General features: G+C 41.2%; 16 protein-coding genes. 7 read left to right on the forward strand and 9 right to left on the reverse strand.

The annotated features are described in order from the left end of the window. Positions 1-57 precede the first annotated feature (57 nt). Positions 58-378, reverse strand: a complete 321-nt coding sequence (locus EYR97_RS08540) for a DUF3718 domain-containing protein (protein ID WP_131093420.1) — start codon at positions 376-378, stop codon at positions 58-60. A 394-nt stretch (positions 379-772) separates the two neighbouring features. Continuing rightward, complete coding sequence (locus EYR97_RS08545; RefSeq protein WP_131093421.1) at positions 773-1,567, reverse strand: DUF2189 domain-containing protein; 795 nt, start codon at positions 1,565-1,567, stop codon at positions 773-775. A gap of 270 nt (positions 1,568-1,837) precedes the next feature. On the opposite strand from EYR97_RS08545, the gene EYR97_RS08550 reads away from it, so the two are divergent. Next, positions 1,838-3,058, forward strand: coding sequence for a pyridoxal phosphate-dependent aminotransferase (locus EYR97_RS08550; RefSeq protein ID WP_131093422.1), 1,221 nt, complete (start codon positions 1,838-1,840; stop codon positions 3,056-3,058). Between the two features lie 32 nt (positions 3,059-3,090). Then, positions 3,091-3,693, forward strand: a complete 603-nt coding sequence (gene yfbR / locus EYR97_RS08555; protein WP_131093423.1) for a 5'-deoxynucleotidase — start codon at positions 3,091-3,093, stop codon at positions 3,691-3,693. 139 nt (positions 3,694-3,832) lie between these two features. Here the strand turns inward: yfbR and EYR97_RS08560 are convergent, their stop codons facing one another. The 4 genes from EYR97_RS08560 to EYR97_RS08575 form a co-directional block, all read right to left on the reverse strand. Continuing rightward, a complete protein-coding gene (locus tag EYR97_RS08560) occupies positions 3,833-4,810 on the reverse strand; it encodes a hypothetical protein (protein ID WP_131093424.1) in 978 nt (325 codons plus the stop codon). Further along, entirely contained in the window at positions 4,810-5,352 is a 543-nt protein-coding gene (locus tag EYR97_RS08565; RefSeq protein WP_131093425.1) for a hypothetical protein, read from the reverse strand. Before EYR97_RS08565 ends, EYR97_RS08560 begins: the two co-directional genes overlap by 1 nt. Positions 5,353-5,625: 273 nt before the next feature. Further along, positions 5,626-9,843, reverse strand: a complete 4,218-nt coding sequence (locus EYR97_RS08570; RefSeq protein WP_131093426.1) for a transporter substrate-binding domain-containing protein — start codon at positions 9,841-9,843, stop codon at positions 5,626-5,628. 1 nt (position 9,844) lies between these two features. Beyond that, a complete protein-coding gene (locus tag EYR97_RS08575) occupies positions 9,845-10,897 on the reverse strand; it encodes an HD domain-containing phosphohydrolase (RefSeq protein ID WP_242634958.1) in 1,053 nt (350 codons plus the stop codon). 375 nt (positions 10,898-11,272) lie between these two features. On the opposite strand from EYR97_RS08575, the gene EYR97_RS08580 reads away from it, so the two are divergent. From EYR97_RS08580 to EYR97_RS08590, 3 genes are all read left to right on the forward strand, one after another. Beyond that, positions 11,273-12,616: an anti-phage deoxyguanosine triphosphatase gene (locus tag EYR97_RS08580; protein WP_131093427.1), complete on the forward strand. Its 1,344-nt coding sequence runs from the start codon at positions 11,273-11,275 to the stop codon at positions 12,614-12,616. A 206-nt stretch (positions 12,617-12,822) separates the two neighbouring features. Further along, on the forward strand, positions 12,823-13,842 hold the full coding sequence (gene msrP, locus EYR97_RS08585; protein WP_131093428.1) for a protein-methionine-sulfoxide reductase catalytic subunit MsrP: 1,020 nt from the start codon (positions 12,823-12,825) through the stop codon (positions 13,840-13,842). Positions 13,843-13,881: 39 nt separating this feature from the next. Further along, the gene (locus tag EYR97_RS08590) at positions 13,882-14,520 is read left to right on the forward strand and encodes a sulfite oxidase heme-binding subunit YedZ (RefSeq protein ID WP_131093429.1); all 639 of its coding nucleotides are present in this window, start codon (positions 13,882-13,884) and stop codon (positions 14,518-14,520) included. A gap of 115 nt (positions 14,521-14,635) precedes the next feature. On the opposite strand, the gene EYR97_RS08595 is transcribed toward EYR97_RS08590, so the two are convergent. Next, positions 14,636-15,028, reverse strand: a complete 393-nt coding sequence (locus tag EYR97_RS08595) for a YqaA family protein (RefSeq protein WP_242634959.1) — start codon at positions 15,026-15,028, stop codon at positions 14,636-14,638. Between the two features lie 268 nt (positions 15,029-15,296). On the opposite strand from EYR97_RS08595, the gene EYR97_RS08600 reads away from it, so the two are divergent. Both EYR97_RS08600 and EYR97_RS08605 read left to right on the forward strand, forming a co-directional pair. Continuing rightward, positions 15,297-15,695, forward strand: coding sequence for a deoxyguanosinetriphosphate triphosphohydrolase (locus tag EYR97_RS08600; protein WP_131093430.1), 399 nt, complete (start codon positions 15,297-15,299; stop codon positions 15,693-15,695). Positions 15,696-15,873: 178 nt separating this feature from the next. Beyond that, positions 15,874-16,350 carry a YchJ family protein gene (locus tag EYR97_RS08605; protein WP_131093431.1) on the forward strand — a complete coding sequence of 159 codons (477 nt, stop codon included), beginning with the start codon at positions 15,874-15,876 and terminating at the stop codon, positions 16,348-16,350. A 70-nt stretch (positions 16,351-16,420) separates the two neighbouring features. On the opposite strand, the gene EYR97_RS08610 is transcribed toward EYR97_RS08605, so the two are convergent. Both EYR97_RS08610 and EYR97_RS08615 read right to left on the reverse strand, forming a co-directional pair. Next, positions 16,421-16,993 (reverse strand): DJ-1/PfpI family protein, encoded by a 573-nt coding sequence (locus EYR97_RS08610; RefSeq protein ID WP_131093432.1) that lies wholly within the window; start codon positions 16,991-16,993, stop codon positions 16,421-16,423. Positions 16,994-17,409: 416 nt separating this feature from the next. Further along, positions 17,410-17,592: a hypothetical protein gene (locus tag EYR97_RS08615; protein ID WP_131093433.1), complete on the reverse strand. Its 183-nt coding sequence runs from the start codon at positions 17,590-17,592 to the stop codon at positions 17,410-17,412. Positions 17,593-17,734: the final 142 nt, after the last annotated feature.

Genomic DNA, 17,734 nt, shown 5'->3' on the forward strand with positions numbered 1-17,734 from the left:
TCTGAAAGTTGCTTATTTCCCCGCTTTTTCTGTGGATTCGGTTACAACCACCACGCCTTAGCTGCGCGAGGTCAAGTATTCGTGAACAGCGTTCGCGTCACGCTCAACAGAGAACTCGATAAGACTGCTGCCATTACATGTCAAACCCTCTTCTGATGTAACCATACGCAATACTTCACGCTGACTAGCACCAATGCGACCAACGTTACGAGAAAGGCTTGAACGCAACACCTTGATGTCGTCATTGATGATGGCTTTGCAGAACCCAGCGAACTGTGTTTCACCTACGAACCGCACATCTTTTTGTGGAGCTGCGGCATTTGCAGAACACACACTTAACAATGTTGCAGTAACAGCAATTGCTTTAACTAATTTCATATCTATTTCCTCAATGGATCATTTTCAAAAGTTTGTGGCAAACTCGTTTAAGTGCATCAAGTGATATCACCTAACGCCCTTTATTTATGCACCAAGAAAAAAAGAATTACTGTTGAAAGATTGTGTAAGACTGGTAAATGCAGGGTAAATGACGATGTTATTGTTTTTTTAACAAAGTAAGCCATTGATATTTATAGCTTTAAGCCTTCCCCTTATTACCAAACGGCATAACCAACAATACGATAAAAAGAAACTAATATAATACTAAAGACTAAAAAGGGCTCTAAACAGAGCCCTTTTTTGTAATTTTAACAAAATTTATCACTACTTAATGGCCAAGAAGCACAAAAACCGCCAACAAAACTGAAAGTAAATTACATTTTACTCGTACTTTTTACTCGTATTTTCTCTCGCGTTTTGTCTCGATAGCGTCAATATAAGCATGCCAAGAAGCATAGCCAATCAACGGCATTAAAATAATAAACCCTACGAAGCCCGTCACAAAACCAATGGCAACGGCACTAAATATAATTGCTCCCCAAATTAGCATGGGTACTTTGTTTAGCCATACCGCATTAACGCTGGTAAGTACAGCAGTAGCCAAGTCGACCTTGCGCTCCATCAAAATGGGTTGTGTAAACGCGGTAATAAATAACATGCCGAGAGTAAACACCGCGCCGACTATAGTACCAAGGGCTAGAAACGGCAGTAGACTTTCTAAATCATTTTCTATGTAGGGCGGATAGAGCGCGTGAATAAGTGATGCTACGCGAAGCCAGAATATCATCATCACCATCATTAGTATGGCAAAACCCCACTCATTGATGGCATTTCTACGCATTGCACTTAACGAGTGACGAAGCGTAGGTTTATGCCCTTTTTCCATTTCCCAACTCACATCGTAAAGACCGGCCGCAAGAAATGGCCCTACCAGCATAAAGCATACAATGGCAGGTAAAATTACTAGATGCCAACCCGTCATTTCCACCAAGTACATAATGAACCATGGAATTACGGCGAAAAGTACACCGTAAAATACCGTGAGGCCTGGGGCTCGCATGGCATCCCTCAGCGCCAACGACAGCCACTTGATAGGATCGCCAATATCTAATTCTTTACACGGTATAACGCGTGCTATACCACTTTGCGTAATTGCATTTTCAGGAGTCTCTTTAAAATGGTGCGACATATTTTAATCACCTCTGCATATAAGCTAGCCTGTTACTGACGTGTTTTTTACACGTCTTATTACTACGATAGGCGCAGATTGAAAAGTTCACAAGCTATTAACAAATATTTTATCAACAATTTACAGTTGCAATATCCATCACTTTTTGCGTACAAAAAAACAGCAAGTAGTCAAAAAAGTCACAATTTTGTACCTAAATTGGTGAAAATGCCGTCGCATATGTGGTTGGTTTGCGATAATCTCGGGGGACGTAAATCAACCAGATAGACCATGAAAACTGTATCTCGCTCTCATAAATTAGATAACGTTTGTTACGACATCAGAGGCCCTATTGCGGCGCAAGCCAGAAAAATGGAAGACGAAGGCCATCGCATTCTCAAGCTCAATATAGGCAACCCTGCCCCATTTGGCTTTGAAGCCCCTGATGACATTGTAAAAGACGTTATTCACAACCTGCCAACGTCTCAAGGATACTCTGACTCGACAGGAATTTATGCCGCCCGCGTGGCCGTGATGCAGTATTACCAACAACGCAACATTAAAGATATTCGCGTTGATGATGTTTATATCGGTAATGGTGTCTCTGAACTCATCATGATGGCAATGCAAGCGCTGCTTAACCATGGCGATGAAGTATTAATTCCTAGCCCTGATTATCCGCTGTGGACGGCGGCGGTAAGTCTCTCTTCGGGCTCACCTGTCCATTACCGCTGTGACGAACAAGCGGGTTGGTTCCCTGACTTAGACGACATAAAAAGCAAAATAACCAGTAAAACACGTGCCATTGTGCTTATTAATCCTAATAACCCAACGGGTGCAGTTTACGACAAAGCCTTACTACAGGAAATCGTCGAAATTGCGCGCCAGCACGGCTTAGTTGTGTTTAGCGATGAAATATACGACAAAATATTATACGACGAAGCAAAACACACCAGCATCGCCTCTTTAGCTGATGATGTGTTCTTTGTTACATTTAGTGGCTTAAGTAAAAACTACCGCGTAGCAGGCTTCCGCTCGGGTTGGTTAGTAGTGAGTGGTAACAAGCGTCTAGCATCTGACTATATAGAAGGGCTGAACATACTCTCTTCTATGCGGATGTGCGCCAATGTGCCCTGCCAAAGTGCTATTCAAACCGCACTGGGTGGCTATCAAAGCATTGACGATTTAGTTAAAGAAAACGGTCGCTTGCGAATTCAACGGGATGTCACTACCGATATGCTAAACGGTATTGAGGGAATACACTGCGTTAAACCCAAAGGCGCAATGTACTGCTTCGCCCGCGTTGATGAAAAGAAATTCAATATCCACAACGACGAGCAAATGGTGTTGGATTTACTTAGCTCAGAAAAGATCCTATTAGTACACGGTCGCGCTTTTAATCTAAATGAAGGTGTGTATTTTCGTTTGGTGTTTTTACCACACAGTGATGTATTGGTACCTGCACTTCACCGTATTGGCAATTTCTTTAGAACATACAAGCAAGGCGCGTAAAGCGCTGCGCGTATTGAATTAGTAGAGTGTTTATGAAACAAAGTACTTTCCTCGCGTGGATATTGCGTATGCCTTTAATCAAAAGATGGGCATTAATGCATACCGTGAAACGCGAAAATATAGCAGAACACTCTCATCAGGTTGCGGTTATTGCTCATTTACTGGCAGTAATAAAGAAAGAGATTTACGGTGGTTCACTTTCGCCAGAAAAAGCCGCAACCATTGCCCTTTACCACGAAATATCAGAATCAAAATTGCAAGACATCAACCATGTTACTAAATACCACAACCCTGAAATTACCCGAGAGTTTAAAAAACTTGAAAAGATTTCAGAGCAAGAATGTCTTGCTTCTTTGCCCAAAGAGTTACAGGCGTCTTTTGCAACACTATTGGTGCAGGATGATGTTGACCCTGACTACAAGCGTATAGTTAAAGCGGCTGATATTATTTCAGCGTATTTGAAAGCGAACGATGAAATTCGCTTTGGAAACGCAGAGTTTAATTCGGTTAAAGACAGGCTGACCAAAATGCTAGCTGACTTCGAACGTGATATGCCCGAAGTACGCTATTTCCTTGATACATTTGAGCGCAACTGCTTAGCAAGTGTAGATGAGTTAACAGAGCAAGATACTTAGAGCCTTTCTATCTTATCAATCATCCAACAAAACCTGAAATACGCATATAGCATCTAAACAAAGGAACAACTTCAAGCGTAAAATTTAACTTTTTAAAGACTCCCACCTAGACCGCATACGATTTAGGCAGCATCTTAAATTAATGAATTTCTATATCACCAGTTTTGTAACCGTGTTCGATATCGCTATCTAGGATAAATAGGGTTTTTGTAACGGACTTATTGCCTCTTTGGAAAGTTATCACATGTTCTCCCTCGGTTAGAGAGAAACCTTGCTCTATATTGTCAGAAGCGGGCTTACTTCCTCTTACAGTTATTTTGTAATTATCCTCGGAGTGTTGGCTTAAAGCTGAACTTGAAGACCCTACGGTTATTGATAAGGGGTCGTCCGATAATAAGTTTTCCTTAATTAATGCAAGCATATAATTTAACTTGTCAGATTCTTTAATGCCATCAGGCGCTTTGTATACGTTCATAAACACGCTGACGGTATTGTTCTCTATGTTGTTTTTAATAACGTCACGGTAAGGGTCACTTTTGATACCTGCAATAGCAAGAAATACCATAATAGGGATAATGGCTATTGAGCTTGCTCCACTGATAATAAACTTACTTCCGCTGGTCATTTTTCTATGATTTAACGTTGTGATGATACTGATGAGAAATGCAAACGTAATTATAGCTAAGGGCAAGTATGCAATAGCTTTCGTATCATACTGCATTGATAGTTCGGCAAGTTTAAGGGCTAACCCAATAAAGCCACTCCAATCATATAATCGAATGAGAATAACTGATAGTACCCCGCCAAGTAGAACCATTGAACCTGAGATTAACCCACATATTATTAGTGGGATTTTTATAAGTGATAACTTATTTTGGCGACTAGAGAGTCCGAATTGCCATATCTTCGCATTCACTATGATCAAAGCTGCAGTAAATGAACTTATAACAAGCAGGGGGACTATAGCCTTCTCTTGTGATGGAAGTGAGTTTGCTGCTCTAGAGATATGGTAAATACCCAAAGGGATAAGTTGTAATATTGGCAGAAGCAAGAACAAGGCAATAGCCTTATACGACTTACTCAATATTGCTAGGGTAAAAATTTGAAGAGATGCCATTATAGGTAGTACAAAACCAAAAAAAGAAATAGTGTAATAGGTAAGTAAACCCAAGGCATGTGTGATTTTTGAATTTCAAAAAGCGGTTCAATGGGCGTGAATGGCCATGCCAAGGTCAATACAACAACCACCCAGAACAACCAGTTTATCCCATCCTTTTCTTCCTTTGAGTTAACATAATCGGCGAATGCATGGTATCTGGCTAACCCTAGAATGAATGAGAAGAAAGTGAAGTAATAAAAATGATCAAAAAAGGGGCTTTCAACCGTTTTTTCGATAAAGTTTAAAATGTAAACAACAGAAGTTAGAATGATGCCTAGTCCGACAAACACGATTAAGCCGGGAGCATAAGACCCCCTTCTTGTTGTGTATTGAGAGCCATCATGTCGTACCCAAGTGGTTTCTATGATGTCATCTTTGTACTGATCGCCCATCACTTTGGTTAGAAATAGTATAGGCAAACTGCCAAAGACAAACCCTATAATCCCGCCGATAAAGGGAATGGCTAGCCAAGGCATTCTGGCAACATGTTGCAATTTCATTCTGGGTACTCCTTTTTATTAACCCCAATCTTTGCTGACAAACCTATTTGCATGCAAAATCGCAGTTTCGGCTACGTGTGTTATTGCATGCAGCCAGAAATAATTGTCTCAGACAGTCTACAGTCTTCCAGATACAGATAGTAGTTCCATTCACCGTTGATAAGCGCGACACGGTCACGGTTGGTTAAATGTAGCTGATAGCCCTGTTCTTGGATTTTTTCAGAATATTTGGTGACAATGGTCCATTGCCGTCAAAGATATTAACTTCTTTGCCTAGTCCAACAAAGCCTGAAACTCAGTAAGAGCTGTTTTGATGGCGACAATGTCAAAAATGTCTGTTGCACTAATTAAGTTATCAGCGTAAGCAGCAAGTGTTTTAGAGTCATAATCTGCTGCTACCTGCTTAATTTGGCGCGCAAATTCAGCAATTTCGTTTAAATTGTTATTGTTCTTGAGTTCGGCACAATGGCCGTAATAGTTCGTTTTGAGGTACGCTAAAAGCTCGTGGTTCATATCACTATTGACGTCGCTGGTTACCTTGGTTTGTGCTTCATCACTCACCACCGCTTCAAAAGCAAGGTACTTTTTAAGCTCGTCGATAAGTTCTCTTTTCATCACAGGTTTTCGTAAATAACCTGCAAAGTTTTCTCTTCGCTGACGTTCATAATCATCTCTCATAACCGAGGCCGTTAATGCCACAATGGGAATATGAGGATGTGAAGCCTTTATAATATTTGCCGCTTGGTAACCGTCCATTTCGGGCATACGAATATCCATAATCACCACGTCATAATCGCCTTCATCCACCTTGGCGACAGCTTCTTTACCGTTACTTGCTTCATCAAAATTAATCGATAAGGTTTTAAAAATTTCCGTCAATAATCGTCTGTTGTCAGCAACATCATCAACGATAAGCACGCGACACGGAGCAAACAACACATCAATAGCAGAAGAAGCGCCATCGTGACTGCTTTCTAGCGGGGTTTTCTCAACAGAGGCGACATCAATTTGACTTAAATAAATTGAAAAACACGACCCTTTGTCAAGCTCACTGCTCACCGAAATGGTGCCGTTCATTAATTCGGTAAGACGTTTACTTATACTCAAACCCAGCCCTGTGCCGCCGTACTTGCGTATACTCTGCCCTTCCTGCTGCTGAAAACTCTCGAATATTTGTTCCAGCTTATCACTTGGAATGCCAATACCCGTATCTTCAACATCAATTCTTAAATCAATTTTACTGTGGATGGCATCTTCGTTGAGCGCCGTGGCCCTAAGTGTAATAATACCCTCATCGGTAAACTTAACTGCATTACCAACCAGGTTGAATAATATTTGCCTAATACGGGCCGAATCTAACAACAATGCGTGTGGAATTAGCTCATCAACATCCAGAATGAAATCTAGACCTTTGTTGCGGACATTCATTGTGAAGATATTGCTCACTTCTTCAAATAACGAATGAGGATTACACACTTCTTTGGTAAGCGTTAGCTTGCCGGCTTCAATTTTTGATAGGTCTAAAATGTCATTAATCAACAGCAGAAGCGCATTGCCAGCTGAGCGGATAGTGGTTACAAATGACTTTAACTTACTGTCTTGAATTTGTTCACTAAGCAGTTCGGTAAAACCTATGATGGCGTTCATTGGCGTGCGAATTTCATGGCTCATATTGGCCAAAAATTCAGACTTCGCTTGGTTAGCACTGACCGCGTGATTTTTGGCTTCCTCTAGCTCTCGCTCCATCGCAATGCGTTCATTGAGATTCACCACCATATGCAATAGTGCCGTTTTACCATGAAAACGAATAGGAATTATCGACATCAATCCATCGATCTTACTGTTGTTTAAAGCCGTTATCTCTACTTGTTGCTCAAACATCTCATCAACATCTTCATCGAGAAAGGCGCGAGAAGGAACATCAGTAACATGTGCATCATCAATATTGAGTACATCAATAGCGTATTGATTTGCCATCAACAATTTTCGAGTCGTTAAATCAACTACGTAAATAATGATCGGGATATTTTCTATTACAACAGAGAGGTTTTTTTCACTCTGTTTAAGCGACAGCTCTGTCTGCGTTCTCAGTGCCACTTCGTTTTGTAAGCGTCGGTTCCAAATAAAAACAAAAGCGATAACAAATACTGAAACAAGCACAACAATTGCAGCAATCGTGTAATCTGTTTTAACAACGAGTTCTCTATTGCCCCACTTATTTGATATCTGCTGTTTACGCGTGATACTGACATTGTTCAATACCCGCTCTAGGATAGGAATAATTGGAGCGAATTCTTTTTGAACAGCAAAGCTAATTTCTAGTTTGTAATCTGTTTTACCTACAACTCGCAAACCTGAATAACCGCTTTCGGCAATAAAGTAATTTACTTGCGCTAGCGACCCTACAAATATGTCTGTTTTACCCGAAGATAAATCATCTAACCCTTGTTGCGGAGAGGAAACCAAAGAAAACGCCACATTGGGAAAACGCCTTAACAAATCCTGCGTACTCGGATAGTCCTCAAGCAAGGTAATTCTGCGCTCTAACACTTGGGTAATATTGTCAATGTACTGATTGTCGTTTTGGGTTACAAAGACAATTGGCGTGTTAATGTAACTTGTTGTAAAAACTAAATGCTCTAGTGGTTTATAATCAGGAAATGCAGAGACCATATTCACCTGATTAGACAACACCAACGCTTGGCTTTCCTCCCAGCTTTCAGTTGGGATATTTTCAAACCGCACGCCTGTAGCTTCAGTAAATATGTCCAAATAGTCTTGAATTATTCCAATGTGCTTCCCAGTTTCATCTGTTCCTTCAAATGGCATCCAAAATGGATCGCCCACAAACGTTATTTGAGGGTGTGCATCGAGCCACTGACGTTCCTCGTCAGACAACACTATCGCTATATCATCCGGCGTCAGCCGGTTTGCCCCCAACCACTTATCCATTAGTTGCTGCATATTGTGATTTTCTAGATAAACTAAGGCTTTATTAATTATTTCGACTAGCGGGGCGTAGTCGTCTCTAACGCCAACATGAAGGTTATTAACTGGTGAATTAGGAATACTCTTGAACGCAGAGATTTCGGTAATAGAGCGATAATTCAGAATATAATTGATAACTGCATGGGAATCATAAAGAAAGTCGGCTTGGCCTGACACGACATAGTCAATGGCTTGTTCAGGTGACTCTACGTACACTAAAGTTAAATTGGGAATTAACTGGCTTATTTCTTCTGCCCGTGCACTGTCCTTAATAATAGCCAACCGCTTGCCCGCTAACTGTCCTAAGCGCTCTACTTTATCGCTGCTCCGCACAAAGAAATAATTTAACGCACTTACGTAAGGCTTTGAGAACAGCAAATACGCTTCGCGTTCTTTGGTTTTAAACGCAGCCACTACCACGTCTTTTTCTTTGTTTTTAACCTGTTCTAGGGACTTCTCCCACACATCGGTGGTGTAGTGAAACTGCAAGCCAGTAAGATAAGATACTTGTTGTAGTATATCGTGACCTAAACCATCGTGTAGCCCTTGGTCATTACGAAACTCAAACGGTGCCCAAGCATAATCACCCGCCACACTGATAACGGGGTGTTCCGCTATCCAATCTTGTTCCGCTTCAGTTAACGGTAAGCTCACTTTGTCAAAGCTCGTTTTTACTTCACCGCTCTGGGCAGCACTCACCTTATCGCTTTGGGCAATGCCTATCTTAAACCACTTGTTGTAGATTTTTCGGCGTTCACTGTCAGTAATGGCATCTAGGCCCTTTTGAATGATACCGGATAAAATTGCTTGGTTTTTGGCTGTTACAATATGAATAGGGTTCTTGCCTAAGTGGCGCGTCGACTTAAACGGTTTGATTGTGCTGATCCCTTCTGTTTCAAGGGTGTACATCAGTGCGCCATATGTGTCGAAAAGCAAATCTGCCTTACGCTCCAATACCATATCTATAGCTTGCCCAAACGTCTCTGTATCTTTGATAATAATGTTGGGAAAATGCTGTTGAATGAGTTCGCGATGAGCATAACTTTTCGGTATGGCGAGTCGTTTACCGTCAAGATCTTTAAAGGAGCTTACAGGAACATCCTGATGAACAAAAAAGTAATCCAGCGCCTCAAAATAAGGTTTAGAAAAATGGAGGAACGTTTCTCTTTCAGGGGTTTTATAAACCGCAGGAAGCACGTCCAACTCCCCTCTTTTCATCCTAGCCAAATTATTTTGCCAGGTATCGGTAACAACCGTGTATTGTAAGCCAGTGTAGTGTGAAACAAGGTCGAGGTAATCTTTCGCTATGCCTTGATATTGCCCTCTGTCGTCAACAAAGTTAAAGGGCGTCCAATCGAGGCTGCCTCCCACCGAAATAGAAGTGTGTCGCTCTAGCCACTGCCGTTCTTCAGCATTAAGTTCTACCGTTTGCTGTGAAACTTGCGCTAGCGCGCCAAACACAAAAAAACACAATACGCATAACATCCATTTAAAGATGCGCATGTCACTGCCTAATGATTTCAAGGAATTCAGGAAGGTGCTCAACTAAGATATTGACTAGCGCAGGATCGAAATGACTACCACTGTGTTGCTGAATGTAATCAACTGCATCATCTATGGTCCAAGCGCTCTTGTATTGCCGTTTGTGAGTTAAAGCGTCAAATACATCAGCAAGGGCAACTATACGACCATAAATATGAATTTCGTCGCCCTTAAGCCCTCGTGGATAACCAGTTCCGTCCCACTTTTCGTGATGCTCATGGGCAATGACTGCAGCCGCGGTGGATAGTCTTCGTTTAGAGTTTTTGAGTAAGTCGTACCCTTTTTCTGCATGGGTGCGCATTACCGTCATTTCTTCTGCCGTTAATTTACCAGGCTTGTGAAGAATTTCTTCGGGAACAGTAATTTTTCCAATATCGTGCATAGGAGAAGCCAAAAATAATGTATTGACGTCCTCTTCACTTAGCGACGTAACATAGCTCCCCAACAGTCTGCACATTTCTGCTACGCGCCTGATGTGTTGCCCGGTTTCATCAGATGTTGACTCCATCACTTCCATAAGGATGTAGATCATTTCTACCTGGCCTGCTTCTATTTCACCAGCCAGACGTTTTGCCTGAAGTCGCGCTTTTACTTCAATTTCGTCGGCGCGCTTTTTAATAGCTTCGCGTGAAAGAGCAAGTTCAATATGGGTTCTCACCCTAGCCAACAATTCGTTGGCATGAAAAGGTTTTATAATGTAGTCAACGCCACCTACTTCAAACCCTTCGTTAATTGAGTCGGCGTCTGACTTGGCAGTAAGAAAGATGACAGGAATAGACTTTGCGTGCTCCATTTCCTTTATTGCACGGCATACATCGAAACCGTTTACCTTCGGCATCATAATATCGAGCAATATTAGATCAAACGCCTGATTTGAAATGAGGTTGAGCGCTTCTTGACCATCAGTAGCAAATGAAAACGTATAGCTCTCTTCTTTGAGAATATTCATTGCCACTTGGATGTTTTCAGATACATCATCGACAATTAAAATTCTTATGTCCTTACCACTTTTCACCTTTGTAAAATCCTTTAGCGGTGGAAACACTTTTAAAAAGAATACGTGGTTTTGGTTAATTGGCAAGCTGAATTTTGCCCTTAAAGATTGAGTAAAATAGGCCGCTTTTATAAGCAAGTCTGGTGTTTTATTGCCCTGGGTTATATACCAGTAGAAAATCAGAATAATCTATTGTTTCCCTTCTATGTGTTTAACTATACTGAACTTTCTATTTTTCGAATTATCGGTTCATTGGCGTAAACAAAACATCGCCACCGTAATTGTTTGAGTCGCCCAAGTTGCACTTTAATTTCAACATTGATGAGGTAGCTAAGAGAGCGCTTAAAAAGGAAAGTGAACTTTCGAAATTATGTGACGGGTAAATCAGGAGATGATGTGACCACAAAACAATGGGAAAACGCATTACAAGAAAGGCGATTGCCGCGCAGCGCTAGTCGGGACGGCGATCATAGAAACCCCTATCAACGGGATAAGGCACGTGTACTTCATAGTGCTGCTTTTCGACGACTACAGGCAAAAACCCAAGTTTTGGGGGTGGGATTAAGTGATTTTTATCGCACGCGTCTTACTCATTCCCTTGAAGCTGCTCAAATTGGCACAGGGATCACGGCTCAGTTATGTGGAAAGTTTCCTGCTATTGCCGAAACACTTTCTCTTGACGCCACATTAATTGAAACACTTTGCCTAGCACATGATATCGGCCACCCGCCTTTTGGCCATGGCGGTGAAGTCGCTCTGAACTATATGATGTATGAACACGGCGGCTTTGAAGGCAATGGGCAAACCTTTCGTATTATCACTCAACTTGAGCCCTACACTGCCGACCACGGTATGAACCTGTGTCGTCGTAGCGTTTTGGGGTTGGTGAAATACCCAAACTTTATTGATGCATTGCAGAATACACATATTACACCTAAGCAACCGGCTAACTTTCGACGCGTTAAAGCAGATGAGTGGCATCCTCCAAAAGGTTTATTCCGCTGTGATGAGTCACTGTTTAACTGGCTATTGGCACCTTTTTCAGATGCAGACAAAACAGGTTTTATGACCTTTATAGAAAAGCCTGAAGGTCACAGTAAGACGCAATTTAAATCTTTTGATTGCTCCATTATGGAGTTGGCCGATGATATTGCCTATGGCATCCACGATTTAGAAGATGCCATTGTGATGGATATGGTCCAAAAGCAACATTTTATTGAAGATGTCACCTTACCCTTGCGCGCATTAGATGTACCTTGGCTTTCTGATAACATTGAAACATTGACATCCAAGCTATTTAGCAACGTGCATCACGAGCGCAAAAATGCTATTGGCGCCTTAGTTAATAGTTTTATTACTGCTATAGAAATTCGTGATGTAGAAGGGTTTTCCCACCCACTGTTTGCGTATAATGCTGTCATGCCTACGGCATTTTCTAATGCATTAGAGTTATTCAAGCGCTTTGTTTTTAATAAAGTCATTAGAAGACCTGACGTACAACTTTTGGAATACAAAGGCCAATTGGTAGTAATGGAATTGTTTGAAGCGTTTGCTTCAGACCCAGAGCGCTTATTACCCGAAAACACCCAAGAACGCTGGCGCACAGCAAAGGAAAATGGCGAGGGTATGCGTGTTATTGCTGACTACATTTCAGGTATGACCGATGAATTTGCATCCCGCCTCTACGCCACGATATTTTCTCCGAAACACGGTGGAATTCAAGACAGTTTTCACATGTAAACATTAATCATGTTTAATTGAAATAGTTTTATTGAACTTCAGGTCTATTTATTTACGTAACATAGTAAGTACGTTGTTGCGTACGTTTGTAATGAAAACGCGTAAGTAAGCGTTTTTGGGAGCTTTAGGTAATACTCAGCTCTCATAGCGTTAGCCAGAAAAATCTTTGTTCAATTAAATCATAGCTAAACAAAATAGGTCTCGTGATGGCAAAACCGTTTAAGCCCTCAGTGCATTTAAAAGACAACGACGTCACTGATGAAAGTGTATATGTGAACCGCAGGACATTACTTAAGTCATTAGGTTTTGTTGGTGCTTCAACACTGTTGGCTAAATCAGCCGGTGCCGCTGGATGGTTTTGGGAAGACGACGTTGATGCCCCAAAGTCGGAATTAAAGCCACAGTTAAAACCACTTAAATTTACACAACCTAGTCAATTTCAAATTAATGAAACACGTACCCCCGAAGACAAGGTAACCACTTACAATAATTTCTATGAATTTGGCACGGGGAAAGATGATCCCGCTAAAAACGCGACAGAATTTCAAACCAATTCATGGACATTAAAAGTTGATGGGTTAGTGAAAAAGCCATTTGTATTGGACTATGAATCGCTCACATCTCGTTTTCCATTAGAAGAACGTATTTATAGACTTCGATGTGTTGAAGCCTGGTCTATGGTAGTACCCTGGATTGGCTTTGAGCTGGCAGCCCTAATCAAGCAAGCAGAGCCGCTAATGTCGGCTAAGTATGTGGCATTTGAAACCCTGTATGATCCTGAACAAATGCCGGGGCAACGCAGCCGCTTTGTGGGCGGTGGGATTGAGTATCCTTATGTCGAAGGGTTGAGATTAGATGAAGCAATGCATCCGCTTACGTTAATGTCAGTAGGTTTATACGGTAAAACATTACCCGCACAGAACGGCGCCCCAATACGTTTAGTGGTTCCTTGGAAATACGGTTTCAAGAGTATTAAGTCTATCGTTCGAATTCGACTAACTGACAAACAACCACCTACCACGTGGAACAGACTTGCTTCAAATGAATATGGATTTTATGCCAATGTAAATCCACAAGTTGCCCATCCTCGCTGGAGCCAAGCAAGCGAGCGCAGAATAACGACGGGCGGGCTATTGGCGCGCAACCGTATCGACACACAGATGTTTAATGGTTATCAAGAAGTCGCTCCGTTATACAGTGGTATGGATTTATCCCGTTACTACTAAGAAGTGAGTAAAGCCTCACGAAGAATATGTAGGATATAAATGCCGTTACTTAAAAAGCCGGTAAGACTGTCGCTGTGGCAAAGACGTGGTACAAAAGCTGTTATACATATAATGGCAATAGGATACCTAGCGTGGCTATTTCTCGCAGGCTTGAGCGACAAATTAGGGCCAGATCCCGTTGAAGTATTGATAAACGAAACCGGTACCTGGGCAATACATTTTTTACTGCTGACGCTGAGCCTTAGCCCAATGGCTAAGAACTTGCCCAGTGCAGAGCCCATGCAGTTTAGGCGTTTAATTGGCGTTTACACTTTCGTGTATGCCCTCGCCCATTTACTTACCTATATCGCTTTTGAGCTTCAATTTGATATGGCACTAGTTGCCAGTGAAATTATCAGCCGTCCCTATATCGTTGTGGGTATGACGGCACTGTTACTATTATTCATATTAACCGCCACGTCGTTTAAGACATTACAAAGGAAAATGGGACGGAACTGGCAGCGCCTACACAATACCATCTACATCATCCTTCCTTTAGCACTGTTGCATTTTAGCTGGTCGCAGAAAACCTTTTGGCAAGAGCCCGTATGGTACTGGCTTCTCGGATTACTCATAATGAGCCCGCGTATAAAAAAATGGGCCAACAAAGTACGAGCTAATCGAAGCGGTAGCGCTTAATAGATTCCACGCAAAATGTGTGTTTTCATATGTTTAAATGAGTAATTCAGAAGAGCTCAGTGAGCAACAGAGCGACTAACTAAGAAAATAAAGCAAAAGTGCATAACGCGCGGTCTTACTTATTGCGACACTGCATAGGAAAAAAACTAAAATTACTTCGAAGCACGCCAGCAACCAAGGTAATTGGATCGCCAACAATCGGCACCCAACACAAAAACAAACTCCATTGCCCCCAACGTGTAAAGGTGTTTTGAGCACGGGTAAAGCTACTTTCATTTACCCTCAACCAACGCGTTGCGACAATTTCACCATATCGATAACCTAAAGCATAATTGATCAGCGAACCAAGTACATTTCCCAAAGAAGCAACTAAAAGCAGAAAAACGGGTGATAAGCCATTGGTGTAAAGAGTTAAAAGCACCACTTCAGAACTAAACGGTAAGATAGTAGCGGCTAACAGGGCAGATAAAAACATGCCCATATATCCAATGTTAATCAGACTACTCAATACTATCTTTCCCTACTGTGAACATAGACCTAACCAATGGCTATTTAGATTATGATGCCATGGGGCATTTCGGTTAGTGAGAATACCAAACCCACCAAACAGCTCCAATAAAAAAACCTTACATACAACTACTTACCATCAAAAAACAACATTGAACGAAAAAAATACAATTAAGTGCTTGCAAATTAGGCAACACCGAACTACTGTATACACATACATACTGTATATTATAACAGTTAAATGTCAGTTTACTTAAAAAGGTATTGCCATGAACACATCACCTGTTTCACGATTCAACGCACTGCGCTCTTCGGTATCCAATGTTGTACAGCTTCCGCTTCCTTTTGAAGGCTACCCAGGTGAAGGTAAAGGCGGAAATGGCAAAGGTTGGAACTACCTTATTTCAAACTCTGTGGCTTTTTCAAAAAACGTTGATCATGCTATTCGCATTCAAAAGCCTGAAAAAGAAAAAATGCCCGAGTGGATAAGTAAGCTGATTACTGGAGGACAGTGCAGTACGCTTTATGTTGAAGACATCGACTTGGATTTGCAGCCTACAGACAGTGAGCTGATCCGAAAGCTCTGCAAGCATTATTCTGTTTGTTTAGTTAATGTACGTGTAGACAAATCGAATCACGGACAAAATGTGGCGCTAGGCCCTTGGTAATTAATCCTGTGGTAGTAAAAACCTTTTGCAATAAAGGTCCTAAGTAAGAAAAGCTTTTAGAAAAAACGGTTCAGCAACTATCAATTGGCGCTAGCGTATTTACCATTAATTACTTGGGTAACTCATCGCTTCTCTTTATAATGGCCGTTTATTACTACGTGTTGGGTGTTACAGGATTATGCGTTGCTTTTGTTGTTCTTCTTTGTCTTTCGAGCAATGTTGTAAACCTTTTATTGACGGTATAAAAGTACCCGATTCCGCAGAACAACTAATGCGTTCTCGTTTTTCAGCTTACGCTGTGCATAACTATGATTACGTATTAAATACGTATAGTAATGACAAGCAACAAGGGTTGTCTGCACAACAATTGAAGGACAGTGCCGACGGCGCTAACTGGTTTGCACTTACTATTCATCGCCCTTCAAAAAAACAGCAAAACGATGACACGGTTGAGTTTACGGCTTTTTATTTTGAGAATAAGAACGTATTCCAACTTCATGAGACATCACTTTTTATAAAAGAAAATGGGGTGTGGCGATATCATGATGGCACATTGCACGACGACTGTGGCAAAGTGAAATATGGTCGCAATTTACCTTGTTTGTGTGCAAGCAATAAAAAGTTTAAGCAATGTTGTGCGCTAAAAGCGCGCTAAGTATCTTAGGTACTCGTTGAAAGAAGTAACTAATATGTATTACAACTAACTAAAACAACGCTGTAACGTTTCACTCACACCACTCATATTCCATCTGGCGGGCTACAGTCTTTGCGTAAGGCATATCTGTCAATTTCGAAACCAAAAACAGGCTCATATCAATACCTGCCGAAATACCTCCAGAAGTAACGTATTTCCCATCTTCGACCCAACGCTTGTTACTTACCACACCTAAATACGGGAATTGCTTTTTAAGCTCATCTAAGTCTTGCCAATGTGTCGTCACCGTTTCACGCTGTAATACACCTGCAGCAGCTAGAATAAATGCGCCAGTACATATACTACATGTAATTGTTGTGCTGGCATTTACCCGTGCCAGCCAAGCTAATACCGATGTGTTTTGCATTGTTGCAGTGTGCTCACCACCAACAACACATAGCACATCTAACTTTGGTACATCATCAATTGAGTAATGAGCAGTGACATTCATACCTCCTCGAGCACGTATGGGCTGTGAACTTTCTGAAATTAAATAGACATTCCAATGTGATAAACCCAAGCGTTTGGCGACACTGAATACTTCAAACGGCCCGGAAAAATCGAGTACTTCTGCATCGTTGTAAATAAATAAACCTATATTCATTACTAACCTCTCAATATTCTTTGCCAGAATTGGCTAACCACTCACAATTTACGCGACTAATAAAATTTTTGTGACTTTTATGACTTTAGACCATTTTAGACTAATTGTGTATTGGCATCATTGTTGAGCGTGCTAAATTGAAGTTACGCAATAAAGCAACATCCACGCTTTAAAATGCCAATTTTCTAAGCGTTCAGCTGTTAATAATAAAAGCACTTAAGGTTCCGACTGTTACAAGTAGTAAGATTTCTGGTTACTAGGTTTCTGAGGTAATTATGTTGTTATTAAAGCCCAAACATTATCTATTAATCTTTTACATAGCCGTTGCGCTGTCTGCTTTGGTGTAAAATCAGAAGATAACCGAACTATTACTGAGCGTTATTGTGGTTTAGTGGTTTAGTGGTTTAGTGGTTTAGTCATCCTATGTTGACTTTTTTTCCGCGTCGAGATGTAGGAAATAAGCCCGACCAAAAACCCGCCTCGAATAAAAAGCCGAGTACGATAAAAATAAATACTCCTGAACTAATTCCCGCACTGTATGAAGCAATGGCCGCCGCCAACAAAGTTAGTATTAGAACCAGTCGAAGTATAATTTTCATAACAACCCTTTCCTTCTATTACAAGTTTCAACGCACGGAAACACTCAATAATGCGCATTAGTTAAGAATTTATGCGTTAAAGCAAATTTATGGCTTTAACACACTGCATCACAGTAGCACGACACAACAATAAAATGTGTGT

It is taken from the genome of Alteromonas sp. KUL42 (assembly GCF_006538325.1).
Classification (GTDB): domain Bacteria; phylum Pseudomonadota; class Gammaproteobacteria; order Enterobacterales; family Alteromonadaceae; genus Alteromonas.